Source organism: Corallococcus sp. AB011P (assembly GCF_003611605.1).
GTDB lineage: Bacteria > Myxococcota > Myxococcia > Myxococcales > Myxococcaceae > Corallococcus > Corallococcus coralloides.
Genome location: NZ_RAVX01000008.1, coordinates 289,720 through 306,349, shown reverse-complemented (window position 1 = coordinate 306,349; position 16,630 = coordinate 289,720). Strand labels below are relative to the sequence as shown.

Genomic DNA, 16,630 nt, shown 5'->3' with positions numbered 1-16,630 from the left:
CGCTTGGCATGTTCTTCGCTTTACGGCCTACGGTCGCCGCATCACGCGACGAGAACCGAAAGGAGCCGTTCGATGTCGCCTGCCCTCGCTGCACTGCTCTCGACGCTCGGCAGCTTCTCTCTCCCCAGGCACGCCTACGAGCTCATGATCACGCGCTCGATCTCTCGCACCGCCCTTGAGGTCGCGTTGGAGTTCGGGCGCTGCGTTGAGATCCGCGGCGCTCAGAGCTTCGCGATCGGTCGCAGGGAGGTCGAGAAGTACCGGCGCGACGGCATCGAGCTGCGCGAGTTCGAGGGCACTCAGGTGGTCGGCATGGCCAGCGGCGCGGTGATGACGGTGTACCGGAACAGCGACTTCAGGAGCCTGCGCACGCGCCGTCGTCGCAGCTTTCGATGGTGAGGTGAGCGATGGGATGGGCCAAGTACCTCGAGGACATCGTCAGCCGCCGGAACGGGACGTCGCGAGTTCAAGGAGAGATCAAGAAGGTGGTAGCGCGCCGAGCGCCATCGAAGGCCGCACCGAAGAAGACCGGAGGCAAAGCCATGAGCAAACTGAAGGAGTTCACTGCGGCGAGCGCGAGGCCGCTGCCTGTGCTGCTGCTCGCCGATGTCAGCGGCAGCATGAGCACGAACGGGAAAATCGACGCGCTCAACGATGCCGTGCAGGAGATGCTGGAGAGCTTCGGTGGTGAGGATGACAGCCGCGCGGAGATCCACGTCTCCGTCGTCACTTTCGGAAAGGACGGCGCGAAGGTTCACCAGTCGCTTGCCCCCGCCTCGAAGGTCCAGTGGACCCGCATGGCGGCGGCTGGTGGTACGCCGATGGGCGCCGCCTTCGACGCGGCGACCGAGATGATCGAGGACCGCGCGCAGATCCCGAGCCGCGCGTACCGCCCGACGATCATCCTCGTCTCGGATGGCCAGCCCAATGACGAGTGGCAGGCCCCACTGAAGCGGCTCCTCGGGGCGGAGCGTGCGTCGAAGGCTGCTCGGTTCGCGATGGGTATCGGCGACGACGCCGACGAGGCGATGCTCTCCGCGTTCCTCGCGACGCCCGATGCGCGCGTCTACCGGGCCCACGAGGCGCGGCAGATCAAGCAGTTCTTCCGGTGGGTGACGATGAGTGTCACGCAGCGCTCGCGGAGCGCGAACCCCGACAGCGTGATCGCCGCGGAGCCGACCGATCTCGATGACTTCAACTTCTGAGCGCACTGAGGACCACGTGTCGAGACGCCCACCCGACGACTACTTTGGCGCCAGCACGGTCGGACCGCGCCACCGCTCCGAAGGCAAGCGTAATGAGGACAGTTGGCTCGGTGCTCGTGGCGCGTTCGGAACGTTAGTCGTTGTCAGCGACGGGATGGGTTCTCGGCGCGAGGCTCGTCGTGGCGCACAGATGGCGTGCCGAGCGGTGCTCAAGGCGGTGCGCGCGTGGCACAAGGCCGGCGCGCACGGCTTGGACGAACTTCTCGTCCGCATCGAGCCACTCTGGTGTTCGCTCATTGCTCCATCGATAGCGCGTGACTGCGCGGCGACGTGTCTGTTCGCGCTCGCGCACGTCCACGGTCAGGTCCACGTGGCGGCGATCGGCGACGGCCTCGCGCTGCTCCGAACGCAGCGTGGGATGGAGTGGGTGGTGGGCCCGCGCGCGAGCGGCTTCGCCAACGAGACTGACGCCCTCGGTCACTCGGCCTCGTGGGCGAGCCGCAGCTTCCCGCGCGCGGGCGGAGATGTCGTCGTGCTCGCGACCGACGGGGTCGCAGATGACCTGCTCCCCGAACGTATGAACGGCTTCGTGCAGTGGCTCATGGACGACTTCGCCGGCATGGCGCCCAGCAATCGGTGGCGCGCCCTCCAGCGGGAGTTGAAGGACTGGCCCACGCCTCACCATACCGACGACAAGACACTCGTCGTCCTCGCCCAGCGAGAGGCGGTGCTCGCATGACGTCTGCTCCTCGCCAGGTCACTGACATCAACGGCGCGCGCTACTCGTTGCTCCGGCAGTTGGGGCGCGGCGGCCAGGGGGCCGTGTACGAGGTCGACGGCGGAAGGCTCGCCGCGAAGATCGTCTTCGACTCTTCAGTCGCGCGTCGCGAGCGGCTGCGAAACCAACTCACGCAGGTGAAGCGGCTCTCGCTCGCCGACCTCGAGATCGCCCGCCCCATCGAGATGCTCCGCGAGCCGGTGCTCGGCTACGTGATGGAGCTTCTCACTGGGATGCAGCCGCTGAAGGTGCTCGGCGCGGTGCCCAAGGACGCGGGCTCTCCCGCCGCGTGGTATCTCGCTGGCGGCGGGCTCCGTCGCCGGCTTCAGCTCCTCGCGCGCAGCGCCGACGTGCTCGCAGGACTCCACGGCAAGGGGCTCGTGTACTCCGACCCGTCGCCGCACAACATCTTCGTCTCGGAGAGCCCCGACGCGACGGAGGTTCGCTTCATCGACGCGGACAACATCCACTACACGTCGGTCGCGGGCGTGCCCGCTGTCTATACACCCGGCTACGGCGCGCCCGAGCTTGTACGCTGCACGAGCGGCGTCAACTCGCTCACTGACGCGCACGCATTCAGCGTTCTGACGTTCCAGACCTTGTCGCTCGTCCACCCGCTGATCGGCGACACGGTCAACGATGGCCCACCCGAGCGCGAGGAGGAGGCGCTGAGCGGTCAGCTCCCGTGGATCGACGACCCAACCGACAAGAGCAACAGCGCGTCCTACGGCATCCCACGCTCCGGGGTCCTGTCACGCAAACTCATCGACATCGCCGGGCGAGCTTTCGGCCTCGGCCTTCGAGACGCAGCGAAGCGCCCTGGTGTTTCGGAGTGGGCCGAGTGCTTGCACGGCGCCGCCGACGCGACGCTGGTCTGCTCCTCGTGCAAGGGGACCTACTACCTCAACGAGAAGCAGTGCCCGTGGTGTGATGAGCCTCGCCCCGCGTTCGCGACGGCGGCATTCAACCTGTGGGACCCGACCATCGGCCCGGGTGGTGAGCTCTTGCAGAAGCCCGCAGGCGATAGGCGGAAGGCTGTCGTCGCGGCGGTCCTCGCGCTGACCGACGGCGAGACAGTCTCGGTGACGCAGCGCCTCACGCATGGTTGCGACGGTGCCGCTGGCGCTCGCCCCGTCGTCGAACTGCTGCTCACGGGCTCACGGCTGTCGCTCCGCAGCGTCGATGGTGGCCGCTACCGACTCTCATCCCCCAGCGGTGGTCGGGACACCGAGGTGACCGACCGCGTGAAGGAGATCCGGCTTGAGCCGGGCATCGCGTCATGGCGGCTCCACATCGGCGCGCCTGACAGCCTGCATCGCGTCGTGAACTTTGAATTTCGGCCGGGAGGGGCCCGATGAACATCCACGACCTGGTCTCGGGAGCGGTCTCGACCATCGAGGTTGCACCAAGCGCAGCGGCCGACTTCGACGTGGCGATCGAGCCTCGCGCTGAGGCGACCATCCAGTTCTCTGACGTCACCGGCGATGCCTTGCTGCGCGTCGGCGCCAGCGCGTGGAGTGTCGTCGGCGTCGACCAGCGAGCATCGGAAGCGCTGCAGCGCCTTCGCGACCGCAACCTCCCGCGCGTTGCGTGGGTCGCCTCCGTTCGCCCGCTGGGCAAGAAGAGCGAAGCAGTGCTGCTGCAGGTCCACGAGTTCCCCGCGCGCTACGATTGGCCCGACCACGTCGACATTGCCGTCGACGACAAGATCGTAGAACAGGTGCGCCAGAAGCTCGGGCGTAGCGTCTCGGCCAGCGAGGTCACGCAGTGGCTCAGCGACCGTTTCCTGTTGCTGGCTGCGGATGGCAGCACCCGTGTGTTCCTGTCGGGCAGCCCGACGCCGGAGACCGACCAGCGGGGCGCGTTCCGGCTGCATGGGCGTGGCTATGCGATTGATATTGCGAAGGGGCGCGACGACAAGCTCCTCATCACTCGGCTCGTGGAGGCGAAGCTCGGCAGGTCGCCCGATGAGCGCCGCCCCGTTGTTCTCATCCTTGGTCACGTCAGGTTCTGCGACGCGACGATCGCCGGTGTCTTTCGCGGTACCGCGAGGACCCAGCTCGACCAGCTCGTCGAACAGGCCGGCAGCTATCTCAACATTTGGCGCGATTACAACAAGCTGGAGCGGGAAAGCGTCTTGCGGCGCGCGCGTACCCTGGGCTGGCTTCGTTACGGCAAGCGCCAGCTCCAGGGCGACGGGCGATGGCGCTTCTTTGTCGAGGATACGAAGCAGCTCGAGACCGCACTTGAGGTGTTGCGAAACTCCGAGGACGTCGATCTCGAGGCTGCGCAGAATCCGCCTCCCGAACTGCAGCAGGCGACCGACGAGCCCTTAGCGGCGGTTGAGGAGCCGGCGTCACGCGCGCCGCGCTCACGGATCTTCGTTGGTGCGTTCTCCGGTGCGGAGCTTCATCGCCGCGCGATTGACCTCCAGCCTCCGCTCGACAGCGACGACCGCGAGCCGCCCGAGTCCGGGGTGCTGTTCCTGAGCGTGAGCGGTGACCGCAAGCGCCTTGAGCGCCGGGAGCACGCGCAGTCGCTCATCGCCTCGGCTGCGTGCCCGATGCCCCAGCTCGGACTCTTGCTCGAAGGCAGCGCTGTTCCTGAGCGTCGGCGCAAGATCGAGGACGCGCTCTCTCAGTCCGCACGAGAGGTGTTCGGTGGCGAGCCCACCGCGCGGCAGATCGAGGCGCTGCGCGTGGCGTTAAACACGCCCGACATTGCGCTAATTCAGGGGCCACCGGGAACCGGGAAGACGAAGACGATCGCGGCGCTGGAGGCGCGCCTCGCTGAACTTTCAGAGGACGACCTCGCCGGCCAAACCCTGCTCACGAGCTACCAACACGACGCCGTCGAGAACGCAGCGTCACGGACTCTCGTGTTCGGCCTGCCAGCGATTAAGGTGGGGCGCAAGCGCGGGACCACTGACCAGAGCGACGGCTTCGACCGATGGCGCCGCGAGAGGGCTGACGCCGTCCGCGCCGACCTGGCGATGACCCCCGAGCGCCCGGTGACCGAGGCGCTCCGCAAGGTTCGCACGATGGCTGCGGCATACATCGCGTCGCCGCTCACCGCTGATGAATCGCTGCGCGTGGTTCGCGACGTTCAGGATCTTTGCCGCAGCTACGTCCCGCCCTCGCTCAACGACCGACTCGAGGTCCTGCGCCAAGAGCTCTCGCGGTCCCCGGCGCAACTTGCGGACGCAGACGACGACGAGCGCGCGCTCGCACTGAAGGCCGTTCGCGCGCTCCGTATTGAGGCGGCGGCCTTCGGGGATGATGGGCCTCGGAACGCGGGCCGTGCGCTCATTCGACTCAAGAACATGGGCCTGTTCGACGAGGCCATGCACCGCGTGCTGACCGACGCCGCAGAGTGGACCGAGGACAATACGCCGCCGTTCCTCGCCGCGCTAAAGTCGTTGCAGGACGCGCTGGTCGACCAACTGGCAGCGGATAATCCGGTGGGCGCCCCGTTGGTCCATGGCGACCTTGAGAGCCTCCTGCCGGAGATCGTGGACGCGCTCTACAGCAAGGCACGGGAGTCGGCGGGCGGCGAAGACGCCGTGCTCTATGAGTATCTCAACGACCTCGAACACGACGTCGACGGTGTCCGCGACGCGGTGCGGGACTACACCGTCGTCCTCGCGGCCACGTGTCAGCAGTCGGTCGGCTTCCAGATGAGCCAAGCGAAGGGAGCGGACACAGTCTTCGCCAACGTGATCGTCGACGAGGCCGCGCGCGCGAACCCGCTCGACCTCTTCATCCCGATGTCGCGTGCCGAGCGGCGAATCATCCTCGTCGGAGACCATCGGCAGCTCCCGCACATCCTTGAGCCCGACATCGAAAGCCAGCTCGAGCACTCTGTGACCGAGGCGACCACGACCGCCTTGCGGCGCAGCCTCTTCGAGCGCTTGTTCCAGGCGATGAAGGAGCGCGAGGCGAAGGACGGCATCAAGCGGACCGTCACTCTGGACCAGCAGTACCGAATGCACCCCATCCTCGGCTCGTTCGTGAGCGACACCTTCTATGCCCCTTATGCCGAAGGGTTCGCGTCTCCCCGGCGTGCCGAGGAGTTCGTTCACGACCTGCCCGGCTACACTGGCCGTGTCGCCGCATGGGTGGACATGCCGCTCTCGCGTGGGCGAGAGCACGGCGGCCAGAGCAAGCGACGCACCGCCGAAGCCGAGTGGATCGCGAAGGAGGTCGAGCGCCTCGCGACCGTACGTCGGGATCTCAGCTTCGGCGTCATCTCTTTCTACTCCGCGCAGGCCGACGAGGTGCTGGAGGTGATGGAGAAGCGCGGGATGTCTGAGCGGCTCGACGACGGCTCCTATCGCGTCAAGGACGCATGGCGCGAGACGCGCAGCGCCGATGGGCGCCTCATCGAGCGACTGCGCGTCGGAACGGTGGACGCATTCCAGGGCAAGGAGTTCGACGTCGTCTTCCTGTCGATGACCCGTTCGAATGATCTGCCCGTGACCGATGAGAGGTCCCTGCGACGCAAGTTCGGGCACCTCATGCTTGAGAACCGCCTGTGCGTCGCGATGAGCCGCCAGCAGCGGCTGCTCATCGTGGTCGGCGACGCGGCGATGTTGAGGGGCGAAGCGTCCGAGAAGGCGCTTCGTGGCCTCGTGGCCTTCCGTGAACTCTGTGGAGGAAAGCATGGCCTTGCTGTTTCGGCGTGAAGCTCCAGTCCTCCACTTCGGGCCCCGCTTGCCCAAGGACATGCGCTGGAGCAAGCGACGCTTCGTGCTCTGGCCCGCGCTGATGTATCGCGTGGTGGCGCCCGAGGTGCGTGCTCGCCAGCTCAACGTGCTGCAGAAAGCGGTCCTCGGGATGTGCCGCGCCGGTGTGACTACCGTCGACCGCATCGGGGCGCGACTGCACATTCATCCTGACCTCGCGGAGCTTGTCGCCCTCGAACTGCACCGGCGTGGACTGCTCGGGACGAACGGGCTCCCGACCGAGAAGGGCTACGATCTAATCGAGGAGGAGACGCTCGAAGCGAGGCGGATGGTCACCGGCCATGTGTTCCAAGATCCGTGGACCGGCGACCTCTGGCCGCGCTTCATCGAGAAGCTCGATTACGTCGAGCTCCAGCAGAACCCGAACACCGGCTTCCCCGACCTCGTGCTCGGCTCGAAGGGGAAGCCGCGCCGGGAGCGCTCGTTCATGGTGTTGCCTGGCGACCTCGCGCTGCCCCCGACCCCTGGCGCCTCCGAGATCGTTCGGGTGACCCGCCGGCATCGCTCCGCGCTTCGCCGCTCTGCATCCTACGAGATCGCAGACGACGACGACACGTTCGCGCATGCGGGTAGCGTCGCGCTCGAGCGCGTTTCGCTCGTCGACGACCGCCCGACGCCTGTGTTCGTTACGAGCTTTATGTACCTGCCCGAGGCTGGCGACCTCGGGGGAGAGTGGCACGCGTGTGATCCGTTCGGGCTCGGCGTAAGCCCGATGCTGCGGCGAGCGCTCGAGCGCGAGATGCGGTCGTCGAACGGGCTGCGTACCGTGCTTGAGGGCATGATCGGCCAATCGCTCGACCTGCAGATCGAGGCACAGCAGCGCCTGGCAGGCGAGGTTCGCGCGATGGCGACCAACAACGTCGAGAAGGCGCTGTCCGTGAGCGCCCGCGACCTCCCGCAGTTCGAGGACCTCGTCGCGCTGGAGTACGCGCGCGTCGAGGCCGACCTCCTCGGCGCCGCGTGTCCCGAGCACAAGCTGCGCGATCTCCTCGGTGCCGCCCGACGTGCATTGGAAGGTACGTTTAAGGCTATCTTCGATCGCCACCCGCCGCGCCAAGCTTGGCGCCGCGTCTACACCGATCGTCGACCGGTCGAGGACAACGTCTACTGTCAAGGTGTCTACGAGGCGTCTGCGAAGGCCATGGGATTTCGAGTGCCGCTGCCGGAGGCACTGGCCCGCGTGAAGCCCAACCACGTGAAGGCCGCGTGCTACCCCGATGGGGGCTGGCGTCTGCGTGGAGCCATCATCGCAGCGTTGCTCGCGGCGCGCGATGACGCTCGACACCCGCTACGACGCGCGGCGGCCAGGGAGCCGGGTCTTCTCGAGCTTCTCGACGACGTTGCCACGAAGGCGGGCGGTGCCGTTCACGCTGGCGCAGCGCGCCTATCACTCCCGTCGGTGCTGCCAGTCGTCGCCGACGTTCACCGCGCCGTGGGGCTGCTTTCGGGCCTCGGGCAGCCGCTCGACTCCGCGAGGACCTGACAGAACATGAGCAAGAAGAACAAGCATCGGCAGCAGCACCAGCAGGCCAAGGCGCCGGATTCGTCACCCACGAACTCGGTCCAGCCCATCGTCGCTGCGGCTCCGATGACGCCCGAGGTCGCACTCGCCATCATCACGGCGACCAACGGAACCGCCATCGCGGCAGCCACGGAGGCGGATATGGAAATCGCCCTCGCCACCCCTCCCTCTACCGACGTCTCGACTCTCGACCTGGCCGCGGCCGCGAAGCAGGTCGATGAGACCTTGGCGCTGTGCCGGGCACGCGACGAACGCCTCGCCAAGCGCGAGACGGAGCTCGCCGCGCTTGAGCAGGACGTGCTGACCCGTGACGAAGGGCTGAAGACGGGCGCGGCGGCGCTGGAGGAAGCGGAGCGCGCGCTCAAGGCGGACCAGTCGCGGGTGAAAGAGGCGGAGGCGAGGCTCCGGTCGCGAGGGCTGGAACTCGACGGACGCGAGAATAGCCTCCGCGACAGGGAGCTGAACGCGGAGGCAGGCTTCGCCGTCGAGCGCAGAGCCTCCTTGCGGCAACTCGATGAGGAAGCCGCGACGTTGCGCGAGGAGCTTTCCAAGGCCCGCGCTCAGATCGCGAAGGAGCGCGCGGCGTGGGAAGCGGAGCGCAGCGCGGAGGAAGAGCGCAGGCGCGAGGAGCAAAGGCATGCCCGCGCCACCCAGGAGGCGAAGATCGCTGTTGCGGAGAAAGAGAGCGCCGAACGGCTCCGGCTCGAACGTGAGCAACTCACGAAGGACCGTGCGGACCTGAAAAAGCGCGCTGTCGAGGTGGATCTCCAGAGGGATGTTCTTCGCGAGGATCGCGAGGCCTTCGACGAGCGCGTCGCTCGGCGAGCTGCGCACGAACTCGAGGCCGCGAAGGCTAAGCAGAGGGACCTTGAGGCCCGACTCGAGAGCGCTCAGGCCGGTCAGGACGAACTGTACGAAAAGCTGCGTCTGCGCGACGATGCAGAGCGCGCGCTAGGCAACCGCCCGCTCGAGGAGGTGAAGAAGGAACTCGACGCGCTCGCGAAGGAGCGCGCCTCCCTGAAGGCGCAACTCGCCAAGCGCCCGAACCAGGATGTCACCGAGCGACTCGCTACCCTCGAACGAGCGCAGGAGGATTGGGAGACGGAACGGGCGCGGCTCACGCAGGAGAGTGTCGCGGCGAGGACGGCGCTGGCGAGGGCCTCGATCGCGGTCACCGAACTCGAAACGCTCCGCGACCAGAAGGCGGCGTTGGAGAGTGCTCGCGACCTCCTGCACACTGCCATCGAGGAGCTGCGCAAGGACGTCAACGAGCGCATCCGCCGCGCCGACGGCGTCAGCCCGTTCCCCGCGTGCAGCCAGATGGACACCGACAGCGCGCTGCAGACCCAGACGCCCGTCACCGACGCCATCACGGACCTCAAGGCCTTCTGCGAGGACCTCCAGCACCGGATCGCGATCGACCCGAACAACCAGGACAAGGTGCTCTTCTATGGGCTGCGCGACATCCGCTGCTTCCTGGGTGGGCTCGCGATGAGCCGGCTCCACCTGCTTCACGGCATTAGCGGAACCGGAAAGACGAGCCTTCCGCTCGCGGTGGCACGGGCCCTTGGCGCGGGTTCGACCCTCGTCGAGGTGCAGGCCGGGTGGCGCGACCGGCAGGACCTCGTCGGTCACTTCAATGCCTTCGAGCGGCGCTTCTACGAATCAGAATTCCTCCAGGCGCTCTACCGGGCGCAGTGCCCGCGCTACAAGGACCTCGTCAATATCGTCGTCCTCGACGAGATGAACCTCTCTCACCCTGAGCAGTACTTCGCGGATCTGCTCTCCGCCCTGGAGCAGGCCCCCAATCTCCAGAAGCTCGACTTGATGACCGCGCCGGTCGAGCCCGCGCCCGCTCACATGCGCAACGGACGCACGCTCGCGATCCCGCGGAACGTGTGGTTCGTCGGCACCGCGAATCACGACGAGACGACCAAGGACTTCGCGGACAAGACCTACGACCGCGCCCATGTGATGGAGCTCCCGCGCCACCGCGCGCAGTTCACACTGCAGCGATTGCCCGCTCGGTCGCCGGTCTCGTTCGACGCCCTCTGGTCGGCCTTCGATAAGGCGCAAACCGTCCACGCGGCGAAGGCCAAGGACGCGTACGCCTTCCTCGATAAATCGTTCGCCGACATCCTCGGGCGCCGCTTCGGCGTGGGATGGGGGAACCGGCTCGAGCGGCAAATGCTCGACTTCGTCCCCGTGGTGGTCGCGGCCGGTGGAACCGTCGGCGAAGCCGTGGACCACATCCTCGCCACCAAGCTGCTTCGCAAGGTACGGGACCGTCACGACACGCGGCCGGAAGATCTCACCGCTCTCAACGAGCGCATCAGCGAGGCGTGGCCGGCCTTGGAGAAGAGTGACGTCGCGAAGCTGTCGTCTACGGCAATCGTCCGTGACGAACTGCGTCGACTTGGGGCCGAGGAAACCGCTTGACCATCCGGCTCCTCGACCGGCTCGGCGGTGTTGCTGAGGTGCGTGGCGGGGCCGCGCTGCTCGGGCGCTACGTCGTGCGCGACGACGCATCCGGGGACTTGCTCGTGAACTCGTTCCCAGCCCGCGACGGGATGTTCCTCGTCCCTGAGTCGGGCGGGCGATGGCACCTGCTGCGCACGTCGGAGCGCATCGAAGGGACCTTCCCGCGCACTCAAATGCTCGACCCGCTCGATGTCGCGAGCATCCGCACCGTTGGGCACAGCCTGAGCGAACTGGTCGAGCGCGGAGGGACTTGGCTCGACCTCCTCGACGTGTCCCCGCTGGTGCCGGGGATGTCCGCCCGCGCGGAGCTTCAGCCGTTCGAGCTGCGGATCAAAGAAAACGTTGGCCACCTTGAGGAGGTCTGTAGGCGGCCACGTACGCACCTCCGCGTCGAAGTGGATCGCATGCCCGTGTCGCGCGCACGGCGGTTCCCGGCGCAGGCCGCGAACTACCTTGCCGCGCATACTGAAGACTGGGAGCGGCCAACGCTCCGCTCCGTCGTCCCGAAGAGAATCCTCGCCACCGTTCGCGAGGACCAGTTCGACATCTACGAAAACCGCGTGGCGGTTCGTCTCGTGGACCACCTCGTCACGCACCTGCGTCGCCGGGTCCACGAGGTCTCGCGCTTGCTGCGAATTTTCGAGGAGGCCACTGGCAATCACGGCTCGGCGGCTGGTGGTTCGCACTGGCGCCAAGACCGCATCTACACGCTGTGGGGCAAGGCGCTCGACGCGGGCGAGGCGAAGCGCAATGCAGAGAGAACCCTCGGCGTCCTGAAGCACCTGCTCTTCACTATAGCAGGCCTGAAGGACTCGGCGTTGTACCGAGAGGTCCCGCGCAGGGCGACCGTGGGCACGAGTCTCACGATGACCAACATCTTGAGCGACGACGCCCACTACCGACGCGTCGCCGAACTCTGGATCGAGTGGGCGCGGCTCGGTCTCGAACACGCTGTTCGTCCGCGTGAGTACTTCGACCAGATGCAAGGCGTCTGTCGCTCCTTTGACAGCTTTGCGGTCCTCCTCACGCTTCGCGCGCTCGAGCAGCTTCGCTTCGAGCCGAGCGAGATTGAGAGCCCCCTCTATGCCAACGGGATGGAGGTGAGTCGGGGTTCATGCGTCGTACGTGTTTCGTGGTCCTCGAAAGACGGAGCAATCTCGCTGGATGGCGTGGGCGTCGACACGCTGCGCATCGTTCCTCTGTGCAGCTCGCTCACGACGCTCGACGAAGAGCAGCTTCGCTCGCTACTCGCCGAGGCCGATGCCCAGACGGTAACAGGCATCACCACCCTCATCCTCTACCCGTCGCCCTCGAACGCCGACGCGTTGGACCTTCTGCCTGCTGACCTCGCGCGGCGTCTTCGCTCGCTGTCGCATGAGAGCGCTTCCGCTGGTCAAAGGCGGGTCGGCTTCTTGCCCGTGTCTCCGTGGGACATCGGCAGCGTGGAACGGGTCGCGCGTCAGCTTCGTTGGAGCACGACGACGCCGTCGTTCTTTGCGTACCCGCCGACGATCACTCGCCCTGTTCCGTCGGAGGTCGGGCGCACGCAGCCGTGGTTCGATGTGACCGGCAATACTATGCGCGTGCTCCGAGCGCCCCTCGACAACGAGTCGCTTCACGCCGATCGCCTCGTCACCGAGGCCGCTGCTGATCTGCGACGCCTCGAGGCTGAGCGGGAAGCTGTCTCCCATCGCCTGCGTGAAGTTCATCGCGCTGGCGGTGCAACCGGCGACAGCAACGCGCGAAAGAAGGCGCTGAACGGCGAGGTCACAGCAGCGGAGCAGAGGCTCGCCGCACTCCAGAGGTTCGCAGCGGACTTGTCGAGGTCCGTGGAGGCCGTGGCCGCTCTGCTCACGTGCCCGACCTGCAACCGGCGGGCAGACGCGCGTCGCGACTTCAAGCCGATGGGCCAGCACTTCTCTTGCACCTGCGCGGGTTGCTCGACGACGTGGGGCACCATCGCATGCCGCAGGTGCTCGAAGTTGATCCCGGTGCTGCGGCTGAGCGGGGCCGATTGGACGGCAAGGGCTGGAGCGTCCGGCTGGGTCGACCGGACGCTGGGCGCCGACGTCCTGGCCATTCCGTGGGTTGACGGGACCGAGGTCGACTTCGCGTGCCCGTCTTGCGGCGAGGGGCGTGATGACGCGCTGACGCCCTCGGCGGCGTGAATAGCCGCTTTGACGCAAAAGCAGCTATTCGCAGCAGCGCGTCGCATGCGGCCGGCGCGGTCCCGGGCGGCGATCATCTCGCGCGGGAGTTGCAGCGCCGAGCGCGGCTTCCTGGTCGGCGCGCACTGCGCCAGGATCGCCTGCCAGCCGTTCCGCGCGCTCGCCGCTCCGCGATGATGTTCGCCACCTTGGCCGGGTCCACGCGTTCCTCCGAGATCCGCCGCTTCGAGCCGTACTCGACCGCCAGTGCCCGGCGCTCGGCGGGGCCCTTCGCGCTCGCCGAGATGCGGGCGTAGGCCTCGTACGAGTAGGCGAACGTCTCGCGCTGCCCGAACTCGATGTCGAGCAGCCACTCCTTCCTGCTCGTCTCTTGGAGCCCGATCGTCCGTCGCTTGCAGTTGTGGAAGATGTGCGCGGCCTCGTGGACGATGAAGTCGGCGAACGGATCGTCCTCGGCGAAGTATTCCGGCGAGACGTAGCAGGTCGTCTCCTCGCTCATCTCGACGATGCGCACGGCCTTCTTGCCGAGCGGCTTCGCGCCGACACTGAGGAGGAACAGGTTCGCGAGGTACCACGCGGAGCGATCCCACCTGTGATTTAGGATGATCGGCTCGATGGTGTCGCTCGTAACGTAGACGACGGATTCCTCGAACGTCGCGAGCACGACGTCCTGCTCGGCGCGCGCGAAGAGCCCGCGCACCATCGGTTCCACCTTCGCCCGTGTGGACTCGACGCTGACTACTGCGGGCACCGGCTCGTGCGAGCGCCCTTCGCGAGCCGACGGACCTCCTCGACGAGCGCGCCGCGAAGGTCGGCGTGCTGGCGGCGGCGCAGCGATTCCTCTCTTGGAAACGCCCAGGCCACGCGGGGCCCGGCTCAAGAATGCGCAGCGGGGTTAATGACTTGTCTTGTGAGGGCGACAGAGCGTGCATGGCCGCGTTCCCTTCGCGAAGGAGTCGCCATGTCTGCCTATGCCGCTGTCGCCCGCCCACCGCGTACCCTCACCGAGAAGGAGGTGAACCTCCTGCTGCGCGTCACGGGGCAACACCGAGATGGATTCCGAGACCACTGCCTCTACAGCCTCGCGCTGGCCTCGGGTCTGCGTGAGCACGAACTGGTGGCCCTCAACATCGGCGACATCTTCGACGAGCGTGGGCGCGCACGTCGGCATGTGCCGCTGCGCATCTTCAAGGGCTGCCGCCGGCACCCGGGCCCCCAGGAAGTCGTCCTCTCGGACACGGTGCGCGCGAAGCTGGAGAAGCTGCTGCGCCTCAAGCGCTCGCAGGGGCACGACGTGGGGCCCCAGTCGCCGCTCTTCCTGAGCCGCAAGGGTCTGCGCCTGTCCACGCGGCAGGTGCGCCACGGTTTCGGCGTGTGGCAGCAGCGCGCGGGCTTGGAGCGGAACCTGAACTTCCACTCTGTCCGCCACACCGCCTGCACCGGGGTGTACCGGAGGACGAAGGACATCCGCCTCACCCAGCGCTTCGCGCGCCAGCGCAGCATCGACTCCACCGTCATCTACACGCACTCCTCGGACGACGAGCTGGTGCGCGTGACGCAAGAGTTGCCTTGCTGATGGGGCACGCAGCCTCCGCGCTGAGCGCCCGCGAGGGGGCCGCGCGGAGGCGGTGAGCGGTAGCTGTGCGCGGAGCCTGCGCGGGCGCCCCAGAGGCAGCCGGCGAAAGTGAACAGCGCGAGGCGTTCACTTACCGGGCGCAATTGAACAGGGGAGGGGTGTTCACTTTTTCGGAGCTGACCCTCTCGAAAAGGGCCCCAGGTCCACGCCCCGGCGGCGCGGTCCGCACGAAAAAACGCACCACCCCCCACCCTGGCGTCAGGGGTAGGCGTGCTGGCGTCGCCGGTAGGCATGGTTGCGCCCGGCCGGGGCAGGCGGTGAAGGTGACTGGGGAGGAGCTGGGCCGCGTGACATGCGGCAGGTGGCGCCAACCTGGGGAAAGCGGCCATGAGCCTCGGCGCTTCGCCCCCTCACGAGGCCCCGTAAGCGCGCGAAACAGCGTCGGGGCGGTGACGCCGAATGGCCGCCTTTACCTGTTTTCGGCCATTCGGCTCGGCCCTGGTAACGGCACGCGCGCCCAGGTGCGCGCGGGGCGGAGGGCTGGGACTTCGAGGGCGTCGCGGGGGCTCGTGGGGCTCACGAGGAGGACAAAGGCCTGCGGCCCGACGCGCTGGGGGACACGCGGGCACGAAAGGGGCGCCACGCGGCGACCGGCGTTGGCACGCGGGGCTGACCGGGGGCACGCGCCAGGTGGGCCACGCGGCGGCCAGCAGGGCCGCAGCGAAGGGGCGGGTGGGCCGGAGAAGTGAACGGCTCGCGAGTCCGGCTCGTTGGACGGAGTGTGCTTCCGGGCCCGAATTATGGACCCGGAGCGATACCGCGGCGCTCGAGCTATGGCTGGCTGTCCGCCCTAACCTTGCGAAACTACGGAGACTGCGGCGCCTGGCGTGTGCATCCGCGCGCCAGGCAGGAGCTCCACGGGGAAAGTGAACGGGCGCGGCCTGGCTCGGCGAAAGTGAACAGCGAAACTGAACGCGAAAGTGTCCGCGTTCACTTACCGGAGGGAACTCTGAATCCGGGTCGGCGGGGGGAGGGCGCCTGCCGAAGGGACATCTCTCCGAGCGCGGGAGGGTCGCTGGCCCTGGACCAACCTGGACGAACAGCTTCGGGCTTCGCGCAGCCGCCGAGACAGCCGCGCCTTCGAACTGTCATGGGCCGCCCTCTACTGTGGGGCACCTGCGCGAATCGAAGTCCAGCTCCGCTCAAGCAGCCCGGGTGCTCAGGAGCGTCAAAGGGCCGCTTCGCTGAAGCCTGAACGGTTCTCGCCCTTGCCCCGCCTTCCTCGCGCAGGCGAAGGGCAACCGGGCGCAAGTGGCCAGTCCTGAGAGCGCAGGAGTCGCGAGCTGGTTGGCCGACCCGGATGCGATCCGTTGAGCCGGTCCCTGGCGTCCAGAGCAACCAGGGCAGGGAAGCCGGAGGTGCCGAGGTCTCACCCAGGCGCCCTGTACCTCCAGTTGAAGCAAGGCACCAACACCCCGACTTCAGCCGCCGGACTTCTCCAAAGTCCGGCAGAAGTCCGGCCTGAAGTCCGGCAGCAATTTCCGTAACAACTTCATGGGGTTGAGTCACTCTGCCGGACTTGCCGGACTTCAAAGCCACTTTTACGTACGCGAGGGAAAATATTTTGGGAGGGAAGCGCGCAGAAAATATTTCCCCGTAGAGGGGCGGGACGGGGGAGGAAGTCCGGCAAGTCCGGCAGGATGGTTTAACCCCTCGTAGTTACAGCGATTTTTGGTGCCGGACTTCAGCGGGGGAAGTCCGGCATGAAGTCCGGCAGTCCGGCAGGAATGCGAGAGTCGGAGGGGAGAATGTAGGTGGTGAGGCGACTCACTCTCCTGTTCCCCGCCTTCATCGTCCTATTTGCCCTCGCGTCGTGCTGGGGCCGCCGGTTGCGCGTCACCGGTGAGCACCACCCCGTGCGTCCTGCTGGGGTTGCCCTGGTTCGAGCGAGAGCGGCTTCTGGGGAAGGCGGCTGTCCAGGCCCTTCGGCGCGAAGGTTGCCTCGCCCACGCACTCCTCATTCGTTCCGAGCAGTCGTAGGCCAGCCCCTCGTGGAGTGCTCGTGGCCTCTTCCCTTGGAGCGCAGCGTGGGCGTCCGAATGGAGGAGGTGGGAACTCCGCCCGTGTCCAAGGCAGGGGCATGAGGCCCGCCCAGC

The 16,630-nt window shown here is 67.2% G+C and carries 10 protein-coding genes; 9 read left to right on the top strand and 1 reads right to left on the bottom strand.

Annotated elements, in window-relative coordinates; all coding sequences use genetic code 11:
* The first annotated feature begins 72 nt into the window (after positions 1-72).
* From D7X30_RS22485 to D7X30_RS22450, 8 genes are all read left to right on the top strand, one after another.
* Positions 73-399 (top strand): hypothetical protein, encoded by a 327-nt coding sequence (locus tag D7X30_RS22485; protein ID WP_120564984.1) that lies wholly within the window; start codon positions 73-75, stop codon positions 397-399.
* 143 nt (positions 400-542) lie between these two features.
* A complete protein-coding gene (locus tag D7X30_RS22480; RefSeq protein WP_120564983.1) occupies positions 543-1,205 on the top strand; it encodes a VWA domain-containing protein in 663 nt (220 codons plus the stop codon).
* Positions 1,189-1,944: a protein phosphatase 2C domain-containing protein gene (locus D7X30_RS22475; protein ID WP_120564982.1), complete on the top strand. Its 756-nt coding sequence runs from the start codon at positions 1,189-1,191 to the stop codon at positions 1,942-1,944. The genes D7X30_RS22480 and D7X30_RS22475 overlap by 17 nt, the downstream gene beginning before the upstream one ends.
* Complete coding sequence (locus D7X30_RS22470; protein WP_120564981.1) at positions 1,941-3,341, top strand: serine/threonine protein kinase; 1,401 nt, start codon at positions 1,941-1,943, stop codon at positions 3,339-3,341. Before D7X30_RS22475 ends, D7X30_RS22470 begins: the two co-directional genes overlap by 4 nt.
* The gene (locus D7X30_RS22465) at positions 3,338-6,667 is read left to right on the top strand and encodes a DEAD/DEAH box helicase (RefSeq protein WP_120564980.1); all 3,330 of its coding nucleotides are present in this window, start codon (positions 3,338-3,340) and stop codon (positions 6,665-6,667) included. Before D7X30_RS22470 ends, D7X30_RS22465 begins: the two co-directional genes overlap by 4 nt.
* Positions 6,645-8,210, top strand: coding sequence for a hypothetical protein (locus tag D7X30_RS22460; RefSeq protein ID WP_120564979.1), 1,566 nt, complete (start codon positions 6,645-6,647; stop codon positions 8,208-8,210). The genes D7X30_RS22465 and D7X30_RS22460 overlap by 23 nt, the downstream gene beginning before the upstream one ends.
* Positions 8,211-8,216: 6 nt before the next feature.
* The gene (locus D7X30_RS22455; RefSeq protein WP_120564978.1) at positions 8,217-10,688 is read left to right on the top strand and encodes an AAA family ATPase; all 2,472 of its coding nucleotides are present in this window, start codon (positions 8,217-8,219) and stop codon (positions 10,686-10,688) included.
* Positions 10,685-12,898, top strand: coding sequence for a hypothetical protein (locus tag D7X30_RS22450; protein WP_120564977.1), 2,214 nt, complete (start codon positions 10,685-10,687; stop codon positions 12,896-12,898). Before D7X30_RS22455 ends, D7X30_RS22450 begins: the two co-directional genes overlap by 4 nt.
* Before the next feature lie 73 nt (positions 12,899-12,971).
* Here the strand turns inward: D7X30_RS22450 and D7X30_RS22445 are convergent, their stop codons facing one another.
* The gene (locus D7X30_RS22445) at positions 12,972-13,601 is read right to left on the bottom strand and encodes a hypothetical protein (RefSeq protein WP_120564976.1); all 630 of its coding nucleotides are present in this window, start codon (positions 13,599-13,601) and stop codon (positions 12,972-12,974) included.
* A gap of 258 nt (positions 13,602-13,859) precedes the next feature.
* Between D7X30_RS22445 and D7X30_RS22440 the strand changes: the two genes are divergently transcribed.
* On the top strand, positions 13,860-14,474 hold the full coding sequence (locus D7X30_RS22440) for a tyrosine-type recombinase/integrase (protein ID WP_120564975.1): 615 nt from the start codon (positions 13,860-13,862) through the stop codon (positions 14,472-14,474).
* Positions 14,475-16,630: the final 2,156 nt, after the last annotated feature.